Origin of the sequence: Peribacillus sp. RS7 (assembly GCF_041956845.1) — a bacterium.
Lineage (GTDB): Bacteria > Bacillota > Bacilli > Bacillales > DSM-1321 > Peribacillus.
The window spans coordinates 1,685,448-1,707,545 of the sequence record NZ_CP168135.1 but is presented as its reverse complement, the minus strand read 5'-3'; the positions used below and the strand labels follow the sequence as shown (position 1 = coordinate 1,707,545).

Annotated in this window: 22 protein-coding genes, 1 tRNA gene and 1 pseudogene; 22 read left to right on the top strand and 2 right to left on the bottom strand. The window is 42.5% G+C overall.

Going from position 1 to position 22,098, the window contains the following annotated elements; genetic code table 11:
• Positions 1-51: 51 nt before the first annotated feature.
• The 13 genes and pseudogenes from hisB (at position 52) to ACDZ29_RS08805 (ending at position 10,718) form a co-directional block, all read left to right on the top strand.
• Positions 52-639, top strand: a complete 588-nt coding sequence (gene hisB, locus ACDZ29_RS08865) for an imidazoleglycerol-phosphate dehydratase HisB (protein ID WP_289314416.1) — start codon at positions 52-54, stop codon at positions 637-639.
• Positions 640-1,272, top strand: coding sequence for an imidazole glycerol phosphate synthase subunit HisH (gene hisH, locus ACDZ29_RS08860; protein ID WP_375090679.1), 633 nt, complete (start codon positions 640-642; stop codon positions 1,270-1,272).
• On the top strand, positions 1,269-2,003 hold the full coding sequence (hisA, locus tag ACDZ29_RS08855; RefSeq protein ID WP_375090678.1) for a 1-(5-phosphoribosyl)-5-[(5-phosphoribosylamino)methylideneamino]imidazole-4-carboxamide isomerase: 735 nt from the start codon (positions 1,269-1,271) through the stop codon (positions 2,001-2,003). Before hisH ends, hisA begins: the two co-directional genes overlap by 4 nt.
• A complete protein-coding gene (gene hisF, locus ACDZ29_RS08850) occupies positions 2,004-2,762 on the top strand; it encodes an imidazole glycerol phosphate synthase subunit HisF (protein WP_289314419.1) in 759 nt (252 codons plus the stop codon). It abuts the gene before it with no gap.
• Positions 2,759-3,415 carry a bifunctional phosphoribosyl-AMP cyclohydrolase/phosphoribosyl-ATP diphosphatase HisIE gene (hisIE, locus tag ACDZ29_RS08845; protein ID WP_375090677.1) on the top strand — a complete coding sequence of 219 codons (657 nt, stop codon included), beginning with the start codon at positions 2,759-2,761 and terminating at the stop codon, positions 3,413-3,415. The genes hisF and hisIE overlap by 4 nt, the downstream gene beginning before the upstream one ends.
• A 139-nt stretch (positions 3,416-3,554) precedes the next feature.
• Positions 3,555-3,743, top strand: a pseudogene (locus ACDZ29_RS08840) (aldehyde dehydrogenase); the annotation flags it as partial.
• 202 nt (positions 3,744-3,945) lie between these two features.
• Entirely contained in the window at positions 3,946-5,448 is a 1,503-nt protein-coding gene (locus tag ACDZ29_RS08835; RefSeq protein WP_289326947.1) for a lipopolysaccharide assembly protein LapB, read from the top strand.
• A 103-nt stretch (positions 5,449-5,551) separates the two neighbouring features.
• Positions 5,552-6,499 (top strand): thioredoxin-disulfide reductase, encoded by a 948-nt coding sequence (trxB, locus tag ACDZ29_RS08830; protein ID WP_289326946.1) that lies wholly within the window; start codon positions 5,552-5,554, stop codon positions 6,497-6,499.
• Between the two features lie 541 nt (positions 6,500-7,040).
• On the top strand, positions 7,041-7,499 hold the full coding sequence (locus ACDZ29_RS08825) for an 8-oxo-dGTP diphosphatase (RefSeq protein WP_289318268.1): 459 nt from the start codon (positions 7,041-7,043) through the stop codon (positions 7,497-7,499).
• A 44-nt stretch (positions 7,500-7,543) separates the two neighbouring features.
• Entirely contained in the window at positions 7,544-8,443 is a 900-nt protein-coding gene (gene rapZ / locus ACDZ29_RS08820) for an RNase adapter RapZ (protein WP_289314423.1), read from the top strand.
• The gene (gene yvcK, locus ACDZ29_RS08815; RefSeq protein WP_289326945.1) at positions 8,433-9,419 is read left to right on the top strand and encodes a YvcK family protein; all 987 of its coding nucleotides are present in this window, start codon (positions 8,433-8,435) and stop codon (positions 9,417-9,419) included. Before rapZ ends, yvcK begins: the two co-directional genes overlap by 11 nt.
• Positions 9,420-9,486: 67 nt before the next feature.
• Entirely contained in the window at positions 9,487-10,440 is a 954-nt protein-coding gene (whiA, locus tag ACDZ29_RS08810) for a DNA-binding protein WhiA (protein WP_289314425.1), read from the top strand.
• 20 nt (positions 10,441-10,460) lie between these two features.
• Positions 10,461-10,718: an HPr family phosphocarrier protein gene (locus ACDZ29_RS08805; protein WP_048688029.1), complete on the top strand. Its 258-nt coding sequence runs from the start codon at positions 10,461-10,463 to the stop codon at positions 10,716-10,718.
• A 110-nt stretch (positions 10,719-10,828) separates the two neighbouring features.
• Here the strand turns inward: ACDZ29_RS08805 and clpP are convergent, their stop codons facing one another.
• Positions 10,829-11,437 (bottom strand): ATP-dependent Clp endopeptidase proteolytic subunit ClpP, encoded by a 609-nt coding sequence (gene clpP, locus ACDZ29_RS08800; protein ID WP_289314426.1) that lies wholly within the window; start codon positions 11,435-11,437, stop codon positions 10,829-10,831.
• Positions 11,438-11,726: 289 nt separating this feature from the next.
• Here clpP and ACDZ29_RS08795 point away from each other — a divergent pair.
• The 9 genes from ACDZ29_RS08795 (at position 11,727) to eno (ending at position 21,033) form a co-directional block, all read left to right on the top strand.
• Positions 11,727-11,798, top strand: a tRNA-Arg gene (locus tag ACDZ29_RS08795).
• Between the two features lie 329 nt (positions 11,799-12,127).
• Positions 12,128-13,465: an RNA polymerase factor sigma-54 gene (gene rpoN / locus ACDZ29_RS08790; protein WP_289326944.1), complete on the top strand. Its 1,338-nt coding sequence runs from the start codon at positions 12,128-12,130 to the stop codon at positions 13,463-13,465.
• 5 nt (positions 13,466-13,470) lie between these two features.
• Positions 13,471-13,722: a glutaredoxin family protein gene (locus ACDZ29_RS08785; protein WP_289318269.1), complete on the top strand. Its 252-nt coding sequence runs from the start codon at positions 13,471-13,473 to the stop codon at positions 13,720-13,722.
• A 141-nt stretch (positions 13,723-13,863) separates the two neighbouring features.
• Positions 13,864-14,898: a sugar-binding transcriptional regulator gene (locus ACDZ29_RS08780; protein ID WP_375090676.1), complete on the top strand. Its 1,035-nt coding sequence runs from the start codon at positions 13,864-13,866 to the stop codon at positions 14,896-14,898.
• Positions 14,899-14,930: 32 nt separating this feature from the next.
• A complete protein-coding gene (gene gap, locus ACDZ29_RS08775; protein ID WP_289314429.1) occupies positions 14,931-15,938 on the top strand; it encodes a type I glyceraldehyde-3-phosphate dehydrogenase in 1,008 nt (335 codons plus the stop codon).
• 248 nt (positions 15,939-16,186) lie between these two features.
• Positions 16,187-17,371 (top strand): phosphoglycerate kinase, encoded by a 1,185-nt coding sequence (locus tag ACDZ29_RS08770; RefSeq protein WP_289314430.1) that lies wholly within the window; start codon positions 16,187-16,189, stop codon positions 17,369-17,371.
• Between the two features lie 46 nt (positions 17,372-17,417).
• Entirely contained in the window at positions 17,418-18,179 is a 762-nt protein-coding gene (tpiA, locus tag ACDZ29_RS08765) for a triose-phosphate isomerase (protein ID WP_289314431.1), read from the top strand.
• On the top strand, positions 18,172-19,707 hold the full coding sequence (gpmI, locus tag ACDZ29_RS08760) for a 2,3-bisphosphoglycerate-independent phosphoglycerate mutase (RefSeq protein ID WP_375090675.1): 1,536 nt from the start codon (positions 18,172-18,174) through the stop codon (positions 19,705-19,707). The genes tpiA and gpmI overlap by 8 nt, the downstream gene beginning before the upstream one ends.
• Before the next feature lie 30 nt (positions 19,708-19,737).
• Positions 19,738-21,033 (top strand): phosphopyruvate hydratase, encoded by a 1,296-nt coding sequence (gene eno, locus ACDZ29_RS08755; protein WP_144478107.1) that lies wholly within the window; start codon positions 19,738-19,740, stop codon positions 21,031-21,033.
• A 215-nt stretch (positions 21,034-21,248) separates the two neighbouring features.
• Here eno and ACDZ29_RS08750 read toward each other — a convergent pair whose 3' ends face one another.
• Positions 21,249-22,079, bottom strand: coding sequence for a D-alanyl-D-alanine carboxypeptidase family protein (locus ACDZ29_RS08750; protein ID WP_375090674.1), 831 nt, complete (start codon positions 22,077-22,079; stop codon positions 21,249-21,251).
• Positions 22,080-22,098: the final 19 nt, after the last annotated feature.

Below are 22,098 nucleotides of genomic sequence, written 5' to 3'. Positions count from 1 at the left end.
GCTTTTTACATCTTGGGAAAAGGGGTCTTGCCCCGATTAGGAGGAGTTGTAATGGAACGTTTTGCCAGTGTGGAGAGAAAGACGAATGAAACGGAAATTAGTTTGAAGTTTGGTGTGGACGGGGAAGGTAATTCCACCATTAAGACGGGCGTTCCGTTTATGACGCATATGCTTGATTTGTTCACGAAGCATGGGAAGTTTGATTTATCTGTAGATGCAAACGGCGATACAGAGGTGGATGATCACCATACAACTGAAGATATTGGCATTTGCTTGGGTCAAACGTTATTGGAGGCCCTTGGAGACAAGCGCGGGATAAAACGTTATGGAAATGCTTTCGTACCGATGGATGAAGCACTAGCCCAGGTTGTCATCGATTTAAGCAACCGTCCGCATCTTGAGTTCAGGGCTGAGTTTCCTTCCCAAAAGGTTGGTACTTTCGATACTGAACTGGTGCACGAGTTTCTTTGGAAATTCGCTCTTGAAGCCAGGATGAACCTTCATGTAGTCGTTCATTACGGGCACAACACACATCATATGATCGAGGCAATATTCAAGGCGCTTGGACGGGCATTGGATGAAGCTACGACGATCGATCCCCGGGTCAAAGGCATCCCTTCAACGAAAGGAATGTTGTAAATGATCGGGATCGTCGATTACGGCATGGGGAATTTATTTTCTGTAAGTAAAGGGCTGGAGCGTCTTGGAGCCGATTCATTCATTTCCGATGACCCTGAAGAACTTTCAAAGTCGAAAGGGATCATTCTTCCTGGCGTGGGCTCTTTCAGGGATGCCATGAGTCTTTTGGAAAAACAAAAGCTGGATGGATTCCTGAAGGAATATGTAGCCGGCGGTGGGTATCTATTGGGCATTTGCCTTGGTATGCAGCTTCTATTTGATGAAAGTGAGGAAAATGGACCGGCAAAAGGATTATCTCTCATCCCGGGTAAAGTGGTTCGTTTTAAGGGAGTGGATGCGAATGACCAGGTTTATAAAGTGCCGCACATGGGCTGGAATCGCCTTGAATTTAAACACGAGTCACCAGTGAATCAGGGTCTGGAAGAGGAACATGTTTATTTCGTCCATTCTTATTACGCAGATACGGATGAATCATTTATTACTGCTTCAGCGACGTATGATGTGGATGTGCCGGCGATTGTCGGTAAAGGGAATGTACTCGGCATGCAGTTCCACCCGGAAAAAAGCGGGAAGATGGGCATGTCACTTTTGAGAAATTATCTGTCATTAGTAGAAGGGAAGGAAAGAACATGAGCAACTTTACTATTTACCCGGCGATTGATATGCGCGGTGGCAAATGCGTCCGCTTAATCCAGGGAGATTACAATCAGGAAACCGTTTATGGCGATTCCCCCTTCGACATGGCTAAAAACTTTGCGGAACAAGGAGCCGATTGGATACATATGGTCGATCTTGACGGAGCTAAAGAGGGAGTTCGCATCAATGATTCATATGTGATTAAAGCTGCAAAGGAGTTAGGGGCACGAATTCAAATCGGCGGCGGCATCCGTACGGAACGGGATGTAGCCCATTATCTGGAAAATGGAGTGGAACGGGTCATTCTGGGCAGCACGGCCGTTTCAGAACCTGATTTCACTAAAGATATGATAAGGAAATATGGAAGGCATATCGCAATCGGAATAGATGCGAAGGATGGCATGGTTGCCACACATGGTTGGCTTCAAACGTCTGGAACGCTTGCGATAGATCTTGGTAAAATACTGGCTGATGCTGGTGCAGAGACCTTTATCGTGACTGATATCGCGACAGATGGGATGCTTTCTGGTCCAAACGTGAAAGGTATATTGGCTATGGCGGAGGCAACTGGGAAAACCGTGATTGCTTCGGGAGGCATTAGTTCCCTGGAAGACCTTATCACTCTCAAAGAGTATGAAGCTCAAGGAATTGCAGGGGCAATCATTGGCAAGGCGCTTTATACGAATCGCTTTACTGTGGAAGAAGCACTAGAAAAGGTGCGTGGTTAAATGCTCACTAAACGAATTATTCCTTGTCTCGATGTTAAAGATGGGCGCGTAGTTAAAGGCATACAATTTGTTTCCCTTAGGGATGCTGGAGATCCGGTCGAACTTGCTGCCTTTTATGACCAAGAGGGTGCCGATGAGCTTGTCTTCCTTGATATTTCCGCTTCACATGAAGGCAGGGAAACGATTGTCGACGTCGTTCAAGCCGTTGCAGGCAGCTTGGCCATCCCATTCACAGTGGGTGGCGGTATCAATTCATTAGCGGATATGAAGAAGATCTTACGCGCTGGTGCAGATAAGGTATCCTTAAATACAGCAGCCATTCTGCGGCCGGATTTAATTAATGAGGGTTCAGATTATTTTGGTGCCCAATGTATCGTGGTCGCTATAGACGCCAGATATGAGGAAGAGATTGGATCATGGCGCGTATACACCCACGGCGGTCGAAAACCGACTGAATGGGAAGTGATCGATTGGGCGAAGGAAGCCGTCAGCCGTGGTGCAGGTGAAATTTTATTGACTAGCATGGATTGTGACGGGGAGAAACAAGGATTTAATATCGCTTTAACAAAAGCGGTATCTGAAGCTGTTTCGGTGCCGGTCATCGCCTCAGGGGGTGCAGGTAACGCTGGGCATTTCCAGGAAGCCTTTGAAGAAGGTAAAGCGGACGCAGCACTAGCTGCATCGATTTTTCATTATAAAGAAACATCCGTCAAAGAAGTCAAAGCGTTTCTCAAACAACAAGGAGTGGTTGTAAGATGAATCTTGAAACTATTAAATACGACGAAAAAGGTCTGATACCGGCAATTATCCAAGATGCCGGAACCGGAGAAGTGCTGACACTTGCTTACATGAATGAAGAATCTCTAAAATTGTCCATTGAAACGGGCGAAACGGTTTTCTTCAGCCGTTCGCGCAATGAATTATGGCATAAAGGAGCAACCAGCGGTAATACACAGAAAATCGTCGAAATGAAGTATGACTGCGATCAAGATGCATTGGTCGTTCGAGTCATTCCTGCAGGTCCTGCGTGCCATACTGGGGCAACAAGCTGTTTTAGTGAATCGATTTACCTAAACAGTGAAGCTTTGCAAGCCGTGAAGGTGAATGTGACTTTCTTGACGGAATTAGAAAAATTGATTGAAAAAAGAAAATCGGAAATGCCTGAAGGTTCATATACAACCTATTTATTCGAAAAGGGCGTTGATAAAATCCTGAAAAAAGTCGGAGAAGAAGCGGCTGAAGTGATCATTGCTGCTAAGAACCGTGATGCAGAGGAACTTTCCATGGAAAGTGCCGACCTCCTCTATCACTTATTCGTTCTACTTCAGGAACAGGAATTGCCTTTCCAAGCGGTGCTTGATGTTTTGAAGGCTAGACATTCCGATAAGGACGAACCCAAAGAAACCGAATGAATGGTGACTGCCCTCCGTCAATAGGAGGGCTTTTTTTACTTAAAAAGGACTTTATTCATGTAATTAAGACTATGAGCAACAATCTTGACTCCCCATTTAACCAGGAATATACTTCAATTCAAAAGTTGAAATGTTTTGCTTTTCTCTATGGATTTACAATAAGGGGGATACACAAATCAATGACCAAACTGTAAATGATGGTCCGGATGTCGCGTTTGGAGGAAAGAAAATGAGAGGAATGGGACGCTTCGGTAACCCTTGGGTAGTGGAGGGATTCACTGTAATTAAATGGATTTTCAAACAGAACATAGCTCGTCAATATCCTTTTGAAAAGCATTTCATCCAAACCGGTCCAATAGTATCCTGCCCCAATATTAACCAACCGATGGTTAAAATTCATGTAGGCTTTGCCAAATTTATTCTTGAAGATTGAATGATGATTATCATTTTCCATTTTCTTGAATTGTTCGGCAAATTTACTCCATTATGTTATAATACTATGGTTAATCAACTTGTAGATGGAGGATTACATGAGTAAAGACTCTAAATTTGGCCAACAGGCAAAAATTCTAACTTTTCACCCAACAGGTGAGTATTATTTCACCAAGGGTTTAAAAGCTTATCATAGAAGAGAACTACCTAAATCAAAAAAATACCTGGAACGTGCGCTGGAACTTGAACCTGCAGAACCGATGATAGCCTGTCAATTGGCAATCACATGCTCGGAAATCGGTGAATATAATTATTCAAACAACCTCTTGGAAAACATCTTGGATGTGATGGATCCTTATATGTCGGAATGCCATTACTTCCTGGCGAATAATTATGCCCACTTAGGCATGTTCAAGGAGGCTTACCGTCACGCCAGTGCTTATCTTGATAAAGAAGAAGACGGGGAGTTCAGCGATGACGCAGAGGATCTGCTTGAACTGATAACTTTTGAGTCCGATGAGTCAGAAGAAAACCCATTTAAGCATGATGGACTCATTACCAAACAGGAAAAAGCCCGTGAGTATCTGGAATCGGGGAATTTCCCGAAGGCAATCGAAGTCCTGAAAGAAACGATTGCCGAATACGAGGATTACTGGTCCGCTTATAATAACCTGGCACTTGCCTATTTCTATCTCGGTCAAGTAAATGAAGCTTTTGAAACACTGGAAGAGGTACTGGAAAAAAGTCCTGGAAATCTGCATGCACTTTGTAACCTTGTTGTTTTTCATCATTATCAACAGGATGAAGAAAAGGTTGAAGAGCTCATACAGATGCTGGAGAAAATTCGTCCGATGCTATCCGAACATCGTTTCAAGCTTGGAGCGACATTCGCTTTGATCGGAAACTATGCTTCTGCATATAAATGGCTGAAAGTATTGCAAAAGCAAGGGTTCGAGGGAGATGGGACCTTCTACTATTGGCTTACCATTTCCGCTTTCCACTTAGGTCATGAACAGGCTGCCAGAAAGGCATGGAAAAAGGTCGTGGAAATGAACCCGGAAAAGGAAGGCATGGAGCCTTGGGGAGATATGAATGCGACTTCAGATGGTTTTGAACATCATTTTCCTTCTATTATAAAAAGGCTGGAAAGCGAATTCATCGAAGAAAGGCTGTTTGCCATTTTCCTTCTGAAACATTCGGTCCATAAACAGAAGCTATTGAAAAACCAGGTGCTTAACCTAAATCAGAATTTCACTGATTTGGAACGTGATTATGCAGACCTTGTGCAGACTCCCGCCAAAGATCGCCAATTAACACCGATTGATTTTGCCGATCGCACAGCTGAGCTATTATATCAGCATTTCCAACCGATACAATTAGATGAAGCCGGACTCTATTTAATGTGGTTTTCCGTCTTTATCGAAGCGGTGAAATCGGAGCAGAAGTTAAATAATCCAGCAGGCTGGGCATCTGCGGTGGAGTATGTGTGGAATCAGCTTAAAAATGAAAAGGCGAGCAAACAGGCAATCGCAGACAAACATTTCATATCGGTGTCCACCTTATCGAAGTACGTAAAGTTGGTTCAAACACTTCTGGGATGAGCAGATATTTGGACGAAAAATTATTTGTTATATAGGATAATAGGTAGGGAACACTAACGGTAGTGAAGGTTCCATTTGTAATGGAATATGGAGGAGTGAGAACATGTCTGAAAAAATTTATGACGTTGTTATTATTGGAGCTGGTCCTGCAGGGATGACGGCGGCTGTCTATACATCACGTGCGAACCTTTCAACATTGATGTTAGAACGCGGAGTGCCAGGCGGGCAAATGGCCAATACAGAGGAAGTAGAAAATTACCCTGGATTCGACACAATCCTCGGACCTGAACTTTCGACGAAAATGTTTGACCATGCAAAGAAATTCGGTGCGGAATATGCTTATGGTGATGTTAAGGAAATCATTGACGGTGAAGAGTATAAAACGATCAAAGCCGGTTCCAAGGAATTCAAAGCACGTTCAATCATTGTTTCATCGGGTGCCGAATACAAGAAAATCGGCGTTCCTGGCGAAAAAGAATTGGGCGGCCGCGGTGTATCGTATTGTGCAGTTTGTGATGGTGCATTTTTCAAGCAAAAGGAACTGTTCGTCATCGGCGGCGGAGACTCTGCTGTTGAAGAGGGCGTTTACTTAACACGCTTTGCTTCAAAAGTGACGATCGTTCACAGACGTGATGAACTTCGTGCTCAAAAGATTCTTCAAGATCGTGCATTTGCCAATGAGAAAATTAGCTTCATCTGGAATCATACTTTGAAGGAAATTAATGAAAAAGGCGGCAAAGTGGGCGGTGTCACTCTAGTTTCCACCGAAAATGGAGAAGAGACAGTGATGGACGCTGACGGCGTATTCATTTATATCGGAATGCTTCCGCTGACTAAACCATTTGAGAACTTGGGCATATTGAATGCTGCAGGCTATATTGAAACGAATGATCGGATGGAGACACGGATCCCGGGTATTTTTGCTGCGGGTGACGTTCGGGAAAAAACTTTGCGCCAAATCGTTACAGCTACAGGTGATGGAAGCATAGCCGCTCAAGCCGCTCAGCATTATGTTGAGGAACTTCAAGAAAAGTTGCAGCCAAAAGCTTAATTTCATAAGAATCGTAATTCGCTTTTAACGAGGTTGTAACACGCGTGAAATAATGATTGGGTATAGTATGGGTAGAAGTTGACCCCCTTTAATTATAAACGTTTGAGGACACAGATTAAGTATCTGTGTCCTTTTTTTTTGTCCTGCTTTAAGACTGTATATTCCGTACCAATTTTTAGGTGATAACTTTTAATGTGAAGTAAGCCAGCCTTTTGCATTTAGGGAGGGAAAGTGGAGAAGAATAGGAGTTAAGCAGGAGATGAAGACTTACTCCGTACTTCCTTGCGAATGAATATTCCGCCAATGCAGGAAGTTTACTTTATTGTTAGCTCATTTCAAAGATAGTATAATGATAAGATATACTAAACATATATATCTTTCATAAAGGTAAGAAGATGTAAAATACAACTTGTTTGAACTATTAGCATTTGTAAATCGCCAAATGGAAATCTAGCGGCGGTTTAAGGATATGAACTGAATCTCTTCAACACGGAGGGTGAAGGTTTCTATAGTCGAGCAGAGGCCAATTGAGGTGAAGAACGTGCAACGTGTCACAAACTGTGTATTGATTAAGGATGATCAAATCCTCTTATTGAAAAAACCTAGACGCGGATGGTGGGTAGCTCCAGGCGGCAAGATGGAACCTGGAGAATCTGTACGTGATGCCTGTATTAGAGAATATCGCGAAGAAACAGGCGTTTATTTAAAAAACCCTTCCATCAAAGGTATTTTCACCTTCATTATGAAGGACGGGGATAAAGTTTTGTCAGAATGGATGATGTTCACTTTCTTTGCAACGGATTCCGATGGTGTCAATGTGGATGTTTGTGAAGAAGGGGAACTAAGCTGGCATCCGGTTGAAGATGTTAAAAACCTGATGATGGCTGAAGGTGATTTTCACATTCTGGACTATATGGTTCATGGAAGAGGAATCATTTATGGAACGTTTACCTATACGCCTGAGTTTAAGTTACTCTCTTATCGATTGGATCCAGGTTAATATTCACTTATAAAAAAGATTGTTATACATGGGGGCGGAGAACTATGAGTACAGGGCAGATGAGTGAAACGCAATTGGTCATCATTACCGGAATGTCAGGAGCAGGTAAGACAGTGGCGGTTCAAAGTTTTGAAGACCTCGGCTTTTTTTGCGTCGATAATTTGCCGCCCACACTATTGCCAAAGTTTTTGGAGTTAATGAAGGACTCTGGGAATAAGATGAATAAAGTGGCCCTTGTCATGGATTTGAGGGGGAGGGAGTTTTTTGATTCCTTATTTCTTGCACTGGATAATTTAACGGATACAGCTGCAGTATCACCAAGAATCCTTTTTCTTGAAGCGGATGATGATTCCTTGGTACGCAGATATAAGGAAACGAGAAGGACCCATCCTCTTGCTCCATTAGGCCGGCCATTGGAAGGCATTAAAATGGAACGGGAACTTTTGGACGAATTGAAGGGAAGGGCTCAGTTGATTTTTAATACTTCACAACTTAAACCGCGCGAATTGAGGGAGAAAATCGCTTCTGAATTTTCTGCGGATAAAAGTGTAGGTTTTACAGTCAATGTCATGTCCTTCGGATTCAAGCATGGTCTGCCCATAGATGCTGACCTTGTGTTTGATGTACGTTTCCTGCCAAATCCATATTATATTGACCATATGAGGCCAAAGACTGGTTTGGAACAGGAAGTGTCGAGTTACGTTTTAAAATGGAGTGAGACTCAAAAGTTCTTGGAAAAGGTGACAGATCTGCTTGCCTTCATGCTTCCATATTATAAACGTGAAGGAAAAGCACAGCTTGTTGTTGCGATTGGTTGTACAGGCGGTCAGCATCGTTCTGTAGCATTGACGGAGTATATTTCAAACCACTTCAAAAAAGATTACAGGGTTCAAGTATCACATCGCGATATCGAAAAAAGTAAGGGGAAAGCAGATGTTAGATAATAAGAAACAACCTAAGGTTGTAATCATCGGAGGGGGAACTGGCCTTCCTGTTTTGTTGAGGGGTTTAAAGAAACATCCAGTTGATATAACGGCAATCGTTACGGTAGCTGATGATGGTGGAAGTTCAGGTCGCCTTCGCGAGGATATGGATATCCCCGCGCCAGGTGATATCCGTAACGTGCTGGCTGCGTTATCGGATGTAGAGCCTCTTGTTGAACAAATGTTTCAACATCGCTTTCAAAGTAAAAATGAGCTGTCCGGGCATTCGCTGGGGAATTTGATACTTGCGGCTATGACCTCGTTGACTGGGGATTTTGTCCATGCAATCCAGGAAATGAGTAAATTCCTTAATGTCCGCGGTAAAGTGCTTCCGGCTGCCAACCAAAGCGTGGTTCTTCATGCGAAGATGGATGACGGAACGGTTGTTACTGGAGAATCCAAGATTCCCTTTTCAGGAAAGAAAATAAAAAAAGTATTTCTGTCTCCTCAACATATAAAGCCGCTGAGTGAAACTCTCCAGGAAATCAAGCAGGCAGATCTAATTGTCATCGGTCCAGGAAGCTTATATACTAGCATTCTGCCTAACTTACTTGTCCCGGGTCTAGGAGAAGAAGTTGCCCGTTCCAAGGCTAAGAAGGTGTACATTTGCAATTTGATGACACAAGCCGGCGAGACGCTGGATTATAGTGCGAGCGATCATATAAAAGCTATATATGACCATATGGGGAATGCATATATTGACAGGATACTTGTTAATAATGAAGAAATACCAACCGAAATTCAGCAACGTTATCAAGCTGAATATGCTAAACCGGTTATGTATGATGTGGAAAGTTTGAAAAGAATGGGTCTTGAGATCATACAAGAACGCATTTTCAGCTATGAAGGGAATGTAATACGCCATGACACGAAAAAAGTGGCGGATTTGCTTTATAATATGCTTGTAAATGAAACAAAAAGCCACATAGTTCCGTAGATATAAGCGGGGACGGTTTTTTGATTGATAAAAATAGATTACCTGCGTTCGATTGGGGGTGAAATGGATGTCTTTTGCTTCAGAAACTAAAAAAGAGCTTACTACATTAGAGGGAAAGGATTGCTGCGGAAAAGCGGAATTGTGTGCGCTTATCCGGATGAACGGATCCCTTTCATTTTCTAATCGGAAGCTTGTTGTGGATATTCAAACTGAAAATGCTGCGATTGCCAGAAGGATATATACGCTGCTGAAAAAAAGTTATGAGGTCCAGGTCGAGCTTTTGGTCCGTAAAAAGATGAAGCTTAAAAAGAATAATGTTTATATTGTCAGGATGTCATCAGGAGGGCAGCGGATTTTAACCGATTTGGAAATTTTAGGCGATGGCTTTGAAATTCTCCATGCCATATCCGATACTATTGTTGGGAAGAAATGCTGTAAGCGTTCATACCTAAGAGGTGCATTTCTTGCGGGGGGTTCGGTAAACAATCCGGAAACGTCTTCCTATCACCTTGAGATTTTCTCACTTTATAAAGAGCACAATGATGCCCTTTGTGAGCTAATGAATAAGTTTGGCTTGAAGGCCAAGACACTTGAACGCAAAAAAGGGTACATCATTTATTTGAAAGAAGCCGAAAAGATTGCCGAGTTTTTAAGTATAGTTGGTGCCCATTCAGCTTTATTAAGGTTCGAGGATGTACGGATTGTCCGTGATATGCGTAATTCAGTGAATCGACTTGTGAATTGTGAAACAGCCAATTTGAACAAAACGATTGGTGCCTCATTGCGCCAGGTTGAAAATATCCATTACATTGAGGATACGGTGGGACTAAGCATTTTACCGGATAAGCTTCGGGAAATTGCGGAGCTTAGGATAGCATTTCAGGATATAACCTTAAAGGAACTTGGAGAAATGGTATCCGGAGGAAACATCAGTAAGTCCGGAATTAATCACAGATTGCGAAAGATTGATGAAATAGCTGACAGGCTCCGTGGGGGAGAGGCTATTTCTGCGAAAAAATAAAGCTAACAGGGGAGATCAAGATGGTGGAAAAACAAGTTGAGGTAAAATTGAAAACGGGTTTACAAGCCCGGCCGGCGGCTCTTTTTGTACAAGAAGCTAACCGCTTTCATTCAGATGTTTTTCTTGAAAAAGAAGGAAAGAAAGTGAATGCAAAAAGTATAATGGGATTAATGAGCCTTGCCATCAGTTCTGGCGTGTCCGTGAAGTTAATCGTCGAAGGACGCGATGAAAAAGAAGCATTAGAGGCATTGGAAGAGTTCGTTCAGCAAGAGGGTTAAAAGAAGAGGATGCCTAAAAGTGCATCCTTTTCTTTTATATTCTTCAGATTAAGAAAAAAGCTCCGAAAGTCGCTTAAGACGACTTCCGGAGCCTTTTTGTATAATAATTATTATTTAGAGTCTTTTTTATCATCAAGAGCGCTGCGTGTGATTACTTTGTCAATCAATCCATATTCAAGAGCCCTTTCGGAAGTCATGAAGTTATCACGCTCCGTATCTCTTTGAAGGACTTCAATAGGTTGACCAGTACGTTCTGCTAATATTTGGTTCAGTTTATCTTTCAAGTGAAGGATACGGCGGGCTGCAATTTCAATTTCAGTAGCTTGACCTTGAGCTCCTCCAAGTGGTTGGTGAATCATGACTTCACTGTTTGGCAACGCATAACGTTTGCCTTTTTCACCAGCTGCCAATAGGAATGCACCCATGGAAGCAGCCATACCGATGCATACAGTGGATACATTAGGTTTGATATATTGCATAGTATCGTAAATGGCCATACCGGAAGTGATGCTTCCACCGGGGCTGTTGATATATAGAGTGATATCTTTTTCAGGATTTTCTGCTTCTAAAAATAGTAATTGAGCTACAATTGAGTTGGAAACATTATCGTCAATTGCACTTCCTAGCATAATGATCCGGTCTTTTAATAAACGGGAGTAAATATCGTAGGCACGCTCCCCACGACTTGTTTGTTCGATAACTGTAGGAATTAAATTCATGTTCATTTCCTCCTTCGATTAAGAGAATCATTTAAATTCTTTATGTATGTATGATACACTTTTTGGTCAATTTAGGTCAAACAAAACAAACCCTATAATGGATAATTTGTTCGACAATTTTCTGGCCAAGGCTCCTTCCTGATAGATTGCTTTATATATTATGCCGCACAGGGATGAATTTCCACATTACCCATAATACCCAAAAGGCGAAGTTTTAAACCTGATAACCCTTGCAAAGGATGGGATTCTATCATATAATGAAGTCTGTCGAAAAAATATTTTCTATTACGCCCTCGTAGTGCAACGGATAGAACGCAAGCCTCCGAAGCTTGAAATGCAGGTTCGATTCCTGCCGAGGGCATTACCAATCTTCTGCTTAATAAAGTGGGGGATTTTTTATTGGCCATTTTTAAAAGGTCGCATCAATTGGGTTCTTGCGGTTTTTGATGGATTTACTCGATTTCCGTAAAATTCCATCGAATCTTGCTATGTCAGCTTTCTTTGGAAAATATTCGCCCACACCTTTGAAAAATGGTGATTTTTCAATAAAAGTAGTTGTGAAAATTGCATTTCTAACATATAGTATTTAAAACAAATACACTATTCAGAAATAAACGTAAGCGTTTTCATGGGTTTTTGTGTAGAATTTTCTCCTGATAATGTAAAATGGAGTGGGGGAGGGATGAATCGATGAGTATGAATATGAAAGCAGGACTTTTTCAACAGCAAACATTAAAGATGGCAATGACCCAGGAGCTAATGCAGGCTATTACATTGCTGCAATACTCCTCACAGGAGCTATCGGCTTTCTTAGAAAATAAAATGGTGGAAAATCCATTACTGTCCCTAGATCAGCCAACATCGGCTTTATTTCAGCCAACCTTTGACCGGAAAAAGGGTAAACGTACTCTTAAAAATACGTATGATGCCAACTATTGGATTGAACAGATCAGTGAAGATACTCTATCGCTTGAACAGCATGTCATGTCCCAGGTGAATCACCAGCAACTTTCCGGTGAGCAGCAGAAGGCAATGCTGCTATTAATTCATAATCTTGATGAAAACGGTTACTTAAGAACTCAGCTGGAGGATATATGTGTTCCAGGAATTTCTTCAGTCGTGTTGGAAGAGAGCCTTTCGATTTTACAGCAACTCGAGCCACATGGAATTGCAGCAAGAAATCTCCAAGAGTGCCTTTTGCTTCAGGTAAAAGCAGAAGGGGTGAATCAGCTGGCAGAATCGATCATAGAAAACCATTTCCTCGATTTTGCTGAAAAGCGTTGGAAAGACTTAAGTAAGAAAATCGGTGTTACAATGAAGGAGATTCAAGAAGTATTTGATTATGTCCAGACGTTGAACCCGCGTCCAGCTTCACTATTTTTTCAGGAAAAACCTTCTTATATAGTGCCGGACGTGGTCGTGGAAGTTCGTGATGGGATACTGCTTGTCGGGAATTATGACGGCAACTCTCCCAATCTTAATGTGGATAAAGGGTATTTAAACCAAATGAAGAGCCATAAGGACCAGGGAGTGCAAAAGTTTATCCAGGATAAGTGGCAGGAGTATCAATGGATCTCTAGAGGGATCCAACAGAGAAAAGAAACGATACTGAAGGTTATTCAATGCATCGTCGAAAAACAGCCGGCGTGCTTTCATCATGGCTTGAACTATTTGAAGCCGATGACGATGAAGGAAGTCGCCGATGAGCTTGGTATACATGAGTCCACAGTAAGCCGGGCCGTTAAAGGGAAATACGTGCAGACGCCATTTGGCACGATAGAGATGCGGATATTTTTCACTACTTCTTTACAGTCAGTCGGCCTTGATGAGGATATGTCGGGCATGCAAGCAAAAAAGAGCCTCCAGGCAGCCATCAATGGTGAAAATAAACAAAAGCCGCTTTCGGATCAAGACTTGGCGGAACGATTGAAAGAGGAGCATGGAATTATCCTCGCACGTCGAACCGTTGCCAAATACCGGGAACAATTAGGGATCCCTTCTTCATCTAAACGAAAAAGATATGATTGAAAAGGATGAGTGGTTTGGAATCAAATGCGTTTGTTTTATATAGTCGGGATAAATGTCCATTATGTGATAAGGCCAAGCAGATACTTGAAGAAGTGAAATTTGAGTCAGGCATAGGATATAAGGAAATCGATATCCATACCGATGATGATTTGCTTGAGAAATTCGGCTTGATGATCCCTGTTGTAGAATGGAAAGATGATATCGTTCAATTCGGAAATGTTGATAAATCAGCTCTAAATAGGCTTTTGGAAAAATAATTTTTCAAATCATTTGAAGAAACATTCCGTTCCTGCTAGAATAAAATATGTAGCAGGAATATTTTTTTGTTTTAAGTGGGACAGAAAATGACTACGTGGGACATTGTGTGTCCAACTCAACCTTTTTTAGGAGTTTTAAATATGCGTACATTACTCGAGGTACAAAGAAAATTATTACCTGATTTCCTTATGGTTATGCAAAAAAGATATGATATCCTGCGTTATATCAAAATGATGCAGCCAGTTGGAAGGCGAAGTCTGGCCGTGAGCCTTAATTTGACAGAGCGGACGCTTAGGAGCGAGGTTGATTTTCTGAAAAGTCAGAACCTGGTTAACATATTCAGTTCTGGCATGACGCTGACTGATGAAGGGATTGAAATCCTGGATAAGTTAGAAGGAATAATGCGTGAAGTAATGGGTATAGACATAATGGAACGGCAATTGCAGGATTTGTTGCAAGTGGACGAGGTCATTATTGTCTCAGGAAATTGTGACGAGACCCCATGGGTGAAAAAAGAATTGGGTAAAGCTTGTGCAAACCGTATGAAACGAGAATGGAATTCAAAGAATATCATAGCGGTTACTGGTGGATCGACAATGGCCGAAGTGGCTGATTCGCTGTCACCTGATGAAGCATCGAAGAAATTGACATTTGTCCCAGCACGCGGGGGAATTGGTGAAGCAGTGCAGAATCAGGCCAATACGATTGTCGAAAAAATGGCACAGAAGGCGCAGGCCTCATACAGAGTGTTATATGTACCCGATCAATTAAGCGGTGAGGTTTATGCTTCCTTTATGAAGGAACCTGCAATCAAAGAAGTGATTTCCCAAATCAAATCTGCCGATATGATCATTCATGGAATTGGTGACGCCATGGCGATGGCAGAGAGAAGAAATTCTCCGCCAGAAATGTTAAAGAAGCTGTTAGATGGAAATGCTGTAGGAGAAGCATTCGGTTATTATTACGATGAAAACGGAAAAGTCGTTCATAAAGTTTTGACGGTCGGCATCCAGTTAGATGATCTTAGCCCTGAAAAGCGAGTGATAACTGTGGCAGGTGGGAAAACTAAAGCTAAGGCTATCCGTTCTTACATGAAAGGCGCGCCTTCATCAACCGTTTTGATCACGGATGAAGCAGCGGCACAAGAGTTAATTCAGGGGAATTACACCCCTTAATATATTTGTGAACTTTAAAGGAGGAATTTTTCATGGCAGTAAAAGTTGGAATTAATGGTTTTGGACGTATAGGACGTAATGTATTTCGTGCAGCATTGAGTAATCCTGAGGTTGAGATCGTTGCTATTAACGATTTAACGGATGCTAATATGCTAGCGCATCTTCTTCAATACGATACAATTCATGGATCTCTTAATGAAAAAGTAACAGTTGATGGGGATTATCTTGTTGTTGATGGTCTTAAAGTCAAAGTATTGGCTGAACGTGATCCTGCACAATTAGCATGGGGTGAACTAGGAGTAGAAGTAGTTGTAGAATCTACAGGACGTTTCACAAAACGTGCAGATGCAGCTAAGCATTTAGAAGCTGGTGCGAAAAAAGTAATCATCTCTGCTCCTGCATCTGATGAAGATATCACAATCGTCATGGGTGTAAACGAAGACAAATATGATGCAGCAAACCACCATGTTATCTCTAATGCTTCTTGTACAACGAACTGCTTAGCTCCATTTGCTAAAGTGCTTCATGAACAATTCGGAATCAAACGCGGTATGATGACTACTGTTCACTCATATACAAATGATCAGCAAATCCTTGATTTGCCTCATAAAGATTACCGTCGTGCACGTGCAGCTGCTGAGAATATCATTCCTACAACTACTGGGGCAGCAAAAGCTGTTGCACTTGTCCTTCCTGAACTTAAAGGGAAATTGAATGGTATGGCAATGCGCGTACCTACTCCAAACGTCTCTGTTGTCGACCTTGTTGCAGAACTTGAAAAAGACACAACAGTTGAAGAAGTGAATGCAGCATTTAAAAAGGCTTCTGAAGGCGAACTAAAAGGAATTCTTGAGTACAGCGAACTTCCGCTAGTATCAACTGACTATAACGGTAACCCATCTTCTTCTACAATCGATGCCCTTTCAACAATGGTAATGGAAGGAAACATGGTTAAAGTATTATCTTGGTATGATAATGAAACTGGATATTCTAGCCGTGTTGTTGATTTGATCGACTATTTGGCTAAAAAAGGATTGTAATTAGAATAATTAAAAAAACCTCACCAAGGTGAGGTTTTTTTAATCACACCTCTAAAAAAACTTGGCAGAAGATGATATTATTAGTAAGTCATTAATCGGTCAAGCGTTTACATTTCTTGTTTTTGGATAATTTCCTGGAAACCGACTATAATGAAAAAGAGAAAAGGGGAGTTGGGATATTTACCCTCTCCCTTTTTGACTAAAAGAATCAAAAATATGATAACAATATCTAAGGGGGTTCTTGGATTATGAATAAAAAGTCGATTAGAGACATTGAATTAAAGGGGAAACGCGTATTTTGCCGTGTTGATTTCAACGTGCCGATGCAGGACGGGAAGATCTCGGATGATACGAGAATCAAAGCTGCACTTCCGACGATTTCCTATCTGACGGAACAAGGCGCTAAAGTCATTTTAGCTAGTCACCTTGGCCGCCCTAAAGGACAAGTCGTTGAAGAATTGCGTTTAGCTCCTGTTGCGGAAAGACTAAGCGAACTTAGTGGAAAAGATGTGCAAAAGGCTGAGGAAGCTTACGGTGATTCCGTTCAATCAATCATTGATAACATGCAAAATGGCGAGATCCTGTTGTTGGAAAACGTTCGTTTCTATCCAGGAGAAGAGAAGAATGATCAAGAATTGGCGAAGTCATTCGCTGCACTGGCGGATGTATATGTAAATGATGCATTCGGAGCTGCGCATCGTGCACATGCTTCAACTGAAGGAATAGCACACCATCTCCCAGCTGTTGCCGGATTGCTGATGGAAAAAGAACTTTCTGTGCTAGGAAAAGCGTTATCCAACCCGGAACGTCCTTTTACAGCTATAATTGGCGGAGCAAAAGTAAAGGATAAGATAGGCGTTATCGAAAACCTTTTGGAAAATGTCGATCACTTGATCATTGGTGGTGGACTGGGTTATACATTTATTAAAGCGCAAGGTCATGAAATCGGTAATTCTTTATTGGAAGAAGACAAAATAGAATTGGCCAAGTCTTTCATCGAAAGCGCAAAAGAAAAAGGCGTAAAATTGCATTTGCCTATCGATGCGGTCGTAACAGCTGAATTTTCACCTGATGCAGAGACAGAGAATGTCGATATCGATGCTATTCCAAGTGATAAAATGGCTCTGGATATCGGTCCGAAAACAAGTGAATTATTTGCGGATGTAATCAAAGGATCCAAGCTTGTCATATGGAATGGACCAATGGGAGTATTCGAGTTCGATAAATTTGCTAATGGAACGAGAACGGTTGCTGAAGCATTGGCGGAAGCAAAAGATACTTACAGCATTGTAGGCGGAGGGGATTCGGCCGCAGCTGCTGAAAAGTTTGGCTTAGCAGAAAAGATGTCCCATATTTCAACAGGCGGCGGTGCATCTCTTGAGTTCATGGAAGGCAAGGAATTGCCTGGCGTTGTGGCCTTGAACGATAAATAAGCGTAAACCGTTACATATTTCAACTTTAGAAGGGATGAGAAACCAAATGCGTAAACCGATTATTGCAGGAAACTGGAAAATGAATAAAACACTATCTGAGGCGACTGCCTTTTTAGAAGAAGTGAGCAATTTGATTCCAAAGCAAGATTTAATCGATACGGTTGTATGTGCTCCAGCCTTGTTTTTGGATCAACTGGTTCAAGCAGCAAAAGGAACCGATGTGAAAATCGGGGCGCAGAACATGCACTTTGAAGAAAGTGGTGCTTTCACGGGAGAAATCAGCCCGATCGCTTTAGCTGATCTTGGTGTATCCTACGTCATACTTGGTCATTCCGAACGCCGGGAAATGTTCAACGAAACGGATGAAGCCGTTAATAAAAAAGCGCATGCCGCTTTTGCCCACCGGATGACCCCTATCGTTTGTTGCGGTGAAACACTTGAGCAAAGGGAAGCTGGCGAAACGAATGATTTCGTTGGAAGCCAGATTGAAAAAGGCTTAGCTGGATTATCAGACGAACAATTGAAACAAGCCGTCATTGCATATGAGCCGATTTGGGCGATTGGAACAGGAAAATCGTCATCTGCTCAAGATGCAAATGAAGTTTGTGCACATATCCGTTCTGTGGTTGCTGACAAATTTTCAAATGAAGCAGCCGCTGCCATCCGCATCCAGTACGGTGGCAGTGTAAAACCTGAGAATATTAAAGAGTACATGGCACAACCTGACATTGACGGTGCGTTGGTAGGCGGGGCTAGCTTGAAAACCGATTCCTTTTTACAATTGCTGGAGGCTGGTCACTATGAGTAAGTCGCCTGTGGCACTTATCATCTTGGACGGTTTTGGCTGCCGTAACGAAGAAGAAGGAAATGCTGTTTTTCATGCGAAAAAACCGAACTTTGACCGTTATTGGGAACAGTATCCGCATTCCCATTTAACTGCAAGCGGGGAAGCGGTCGGCTTGCCTGCCGGTCAAATGGGTAACTCGGAAGTGGGCCATTTGAATATCGGGGCAGGACGGATCGTTTATCAAAGTCTGACCCGTGTTAACCTGGCAATCCGTGAAGGAGAGTTTGCAGAAAACCCAACTTTGGTCGATGCCATGAGCCATACCAAGAAAAAAGGGACGGACCTTCACCTTTTCGGTCTTCTTTCAGATGGAGGCGTTCACAGTCATATTGAACATATGTATGCCCTGCTGAAATTGGCCGCTAAAGAGGGAGTTAAAAATGTATATGTACATGCATTTTTAGATGGACGTGATGTCGGACCTAAAACGGCGCAAGGTTATATTAAGGAAGCGGAAGCGAAAATGAAGGAAATCGGTGTTGGTCAGTTCGCGACCATTTCAGGAAGGTATTATTCGATGGACCGTGATAAACGCTGGGAGCGTGTGGAGAAATCCTACCGTTCTATGGTGTATGGTGATGGACCTTCTTACCCTTCTGCCATGGAATGTGTCGAGGACTCCTATGAACATGGTATTTTTGACGAATTCGTGATACCTTCAGTCATAACGGCGGAAGATGGTAAACCGGTGGCGACGATTAAAGATGATGATGCCGTCATCTTTTATAACTTCCGTCCAGACCGGGCGATCCAGATTTCGAATACGTTCACGAACGAGGACTTTCGCTCATTTGACCGCGGTCCTGGACATCCGAAGCATCTTCATTTTGTCTGCTTGACACATTTTTCGGAAACAGTTGACGGATATGTTGCTTTTAAGCCGACAAATCTTGATAATACATTAGGGGAAGTACTTTCCCAAAACCAGCTTACCCAGCTTCGTATCGCTGAAACTGAAAAATATCCGCATGTGACGTTTTTCATGAGCGGCGGACGTGAAGAGAAGTTTCCTGGTGAAGAGAGGATTTTGATTAATTCTCCGAAAGTAGCTACATATGATTTACAGCCGGAAATGAGTGCTTATGAATTGACTGATGCATTGATGGAACAAATTGAGGCTGACCGCTTCGATGCGATCCTCTTGAATTTTGCCAATCCGGACATGGTTGGTCATTCAGGGATGCTTGAGCCTACCATTAAAGCGATTGAAACCGTTGACGAATGCCTAGGCAGGATAGTCGATTTAATCGTCTCAAAAGGCGGTACGGCCATCATTACAGCTGACCATGGGAATGCTGATGAAGTCGTAACGCTCGAAGGCAACCCAATGACAGCCCATACAACGAATCCTGTGCCTGTCATTATCACTAAAAATCAGGTAACATTAAGAACAGGTGGAATCCTAGGCGATTTAGCTCCAACGATGCTTGATTTGCTTGGAGTCGAAAAACCTGTTGAAATGACAGGGAAATCCCTATTATCTAAATAAAATTTTGAATTGGAAAAGGAGAGATTTATAATGCCGTACATCGAACATGTATATGCACGTGAAGTGCTAGATTCCCGTGGTAATCCAACAATAGAAGTAGAAATCCAAACAGAGTCCGGTTACTTCGGACGTGCAATCGTACCATCAGGTGCTTCCACAGGTGAACACGAAGCGGTTGAGCTTCGTGACGGAGATAAATCTCGTTACCTGGGTAAAGGGGTACAAAAAGCAGTTGATAATGTAAATGATATCATTGCTGATGCTGTCATTGGTTTGGATGTAACGAACCAAGCTGGCCTAGACCTAACTATGATTGAATTGGATGGTACTGAAAACAAAGGGAACTTGGGAGCTAATGCAATCCTTGGTGTGTCAATGGCTGCTGCCCATGCCGCTGCGGAATTTTCAGGTTTACCATTGTATCGTTACCTTGGAGGCTTCAATGCGAAACAACTTCCAACTCCAATGATGAACATTATTAACGGTGGATCACATGCCGATAACAATGTTGACTTCCAGGAATTCATGATCCTTCCTGTAGGTGCTCCAAGCTTTAAAGAAGCGGTCCGTATGGGTGCTGAAGTATTCCATGCATTGAAATCAGTCCTTTCTGCTAAAGGCTTGAATACGGCAGTTGGCGATGAAGGTGGCTTTGCGCCAAACCTTGGTTCAAACCGTGAAGCGCTGCAAGTCATCATCGAGGCCATTGAAAAAGCAGGCTATAAAGCAGGCGAAGATATCTACCTTGGTATGGACGTAGCATCATCTGAATTCTATAACAAAGAAACAGGCAAATATGACCTTGCAGGCGAAGGTCGCAATGGCGTTACATCCGAAGAAATGGTTGCTTTCTATGAAGAGCTAGTGAATGAATTCCCTATTCTTTCCATCGAAGACGGCTTGGACGAAAATGACTGGGATGGCCACAAACTTCTAACGGAACGCATTGGTTCTAAAGTTCAATTAGTGGGTGACGATTTATTCGTAACGAACACGAAAAAATTGGCTGAAGGAATCGAAAAAGGGATCGGTAACTCCATCCTGATCAAAGTGAACCAAATTGGTACACTGACTGAAACATTTGATGCAATCGAAATGGCTAAACGCGCAGGCTACACTGCAGTCGTTTCCCACCGTTCAGGTGAAACGGAAGATGCAACGATCGCTGATATCGCCGTTGCAACAAACGCTGGACAAATCAAAACCGGTTCCATGTCCCGTACAGACCGTATCGCTAAATACAACCAACTTCTTCGCATCGAAGACCAGCTTGGTGACTTGGCTGTATATGGCGGCTTGAAATCTTTCTATAACTTGAAAAAGTAATTATTTTGAATTCGGCTTCTGATGAGAAGCTTGCGGATTCAGTATCGTAATTTCTTTTCACCTCCTATTCAATGTGGCAATCCACATTCGAATAGGAGGTTTTTTATATTCATGAAGTTGGCGAAAGGGACTGGGAGGGCTGATTAACGTATTTAATCAAACGTTTGATTAATACCAATTCAAAAAAAAAAGTGCCGCATCCGGGCACCTTTTTTTCATTTATCCGATACAGCTTCCACTGGTACGGCATTATAGTATTCTTCTAATGTACTCTTCGTTTCATAGATTTCAGTTGCGGCATCGACACCAACATAGCGGATGTGCCATGGTTCGTATTTATAACCTGTGATGTTTTCCTTGCCTTCAGGGTAGCGGATGATAAATCCGTATTCATGTGCATGTTCAGCAAGCCAGGCGGCTTCTTTCGTATCACCGAAGCAGTCTTGGGCGGCACATGCACCATCGTGGGTCGTGACATCAATCGCGAGTCCCGTTTCATGCTCGCTTGTCCCAGGCATTGCACTGTAGGTTTTCGCTTTTTCTTCTCCATCTTTAGCCACATAGTTATTAAAGACCGCGATCTGTCTTTGGTGTGAGCGATAAGCGGAAACGCCGGCAAAGTGCATGTTTTCTTTTTCGGCAGCCTGGAACATTACTTCAAGTGCCTTTCCCGCTTCCTCGCGCATCATTCTTTTTTCAATTTTATCTTGAAAGATGAAATCCACTTTTGGGTAGATAAGGTCTGCAGGTTTGTAATCTTCAGGTAGGCTGTATTGTTTATTGACAAGTACAGGAATGCCTTCCGGATGGGCTAATGTCTGAAGGCCAGCCTGTCCGGATTTAGCTGTTTCGTCAACTTCCACCTGGCGTTGGGCCGATTCTTTTTCATCATTATTCTTGTCAGTTTCTGTCTCCGTCTCCGTCTCCGGGGAGCTCGGTTGTTCTTCTTTTTGCTCTTTTTCATCATTGCTGGTCAGGTCGAATGAACAGCCAGCCATCAGAATGAAAGATGATAGAGCAGTTGCTGCAAATATAGGTTTTAACATGTGAAAGGCCCCTTGCTTT

Excerpts from the sequence above, each read along its gene's own strand:
- hisB (WP_289314416.1), top strand. The coding sequence starts at position 52 with ATGGAACGTTTTGCCAGTGTGGAGAGAAAGACGAATGAAACGGAAATT.
- hisH (WP_375090679.1), top strand. The coding sequence starts at position 640 with ATGATCGGGATCGTCGATTACGGCATGGGGAATTTATTTTCTGTAAGT.
- hisA (WP_375090678.1), top strand. The coding sequence starts at position 1,269 with ATGAGCAACTTTACTATTTACCCGGCGATTGATATGCGCGGTGGCAAA.
- hisF (WP_289314419.1), top strand. The coding sequence starts at position 2,004 with ATGCTCACTAAACGAATTATTCCTTGTCTCGATGTTAAAGATGGGCGC.
- hisIE (WP_375090677.1), top strand. The coding sequence starts at position 2,759 with ATGAATCTTGAAACTATTAAATACGACGAAAAAGGTCTGATACCGGCA.
- ACDZ29_RS08835 (WP_289326947.1), top strand. The coding sequence starts at position 3,946 with ATGAGTAAAGACTCTAAATTTGGCCAACAGGCAAAAATTCTAACTTTT.
- trxB (WP_289326946.1), top strand. The coding sequence starts at position 5,552 with ATGTCTGAAAAAATTTATGACGTTGTTATTATTGGAGCTGGTCCTGCA.
- rapZ (WP_289314423.1), top strand. The coding sequence starts at position 7,544 with ATGAGTACAGGGCAGATGAGTGAAACGCAATTGGTCATCATTACCGGA.
- yvcK (WP_289326945.1), top strand. The coding sequence starts at position 8,433 with ATGTTAGATAATAAGAAACAACCTAAGGTTGTAATCATCGGAGGGGGA.
- whiA (WP_289314425.1), top strand. The coding sequence starts at position 9,487 with ATGTCTTTTGCTTCAGAAACTAAAAAAGAGCTTACTACATTAGAGGGA.
- ACDZ29_RS08805 (WP_048688029.1), top strand. The coding sequence starts at position 10,461 with ATGGTGGAAAAACAAGTTGAGGTAAAATTGAAAACGGGTTTACAAGCC.
- clpP (WP_289314426.1), bottom strand. The coding sequence starts at position 11,437 with ATGAATTTAATTCCTACAGTTATCGAACAAACAAGTCGTGGGGAGCGT.
- rpoN (WP_289326944.1), top strand. The coding sequence starts at position 12,128 with ATGAGTATGAATATGAAAGCAGGACTTTTTCAACAGCAAACATTAAAG.
- ACDZ29_RS08785 (WP_289318269.1), top strand. The coding sequence starts at position 13,471 with ATGAGTGGTTTGGAATCAAATGCGTTTGTTTTATATAGTCGGGATAAA.
- ACDZ29_RS08780 (WP_375090676.1), top strand. The coding sequence starts at position 13,864 with ATGCGTACATTACTCGAGGTACAAAGAAAATTATTACCTGATTTCCTT.
- gap (WP_289314429.1), top strand. The coding sequence starts at position 14,931 with ATGGCAGTAAAAGTTGGAATTAATGGTTTTGGACGTATAGGACGTAAT.
- ACDZ29_RS08770 (WP_289314430.1), top strand. The coding sequence starts at position 16,187 with ATGAATAAAAAGTCGATTAGAGACATTGAATTAAAGGGGAAACGCGTA.
- tpiA (WP_289314431.1), top strand. The coding sequence starts at position 17,418 with ATGCGTAAACCGATTATTGCAGGAAACTGGAAAATGAATAAAACACTA.
- gpmI (WP_375090675.1), top strand. The coding sequence starts at position 18,172 with ATGAGTAAGTCGCCTGTGGCACTTATCATCTTGGACGGTTTTGGCTGC.
- eno (WP_144478107.1), top strand. The coding sequence starts at position 19,738 with ATGCCGTACATCGAACATGTATATGCACGTGAAGTGCTAGATTCCCGT.
- ACDZ29_RS08750 (WP_375090674.1), bottom strand. The coding sequence starts at position 22,079 with ATGTTAAAACCTATATTTGCAGCAACTGCTCTATCATCTTTCATTCTG.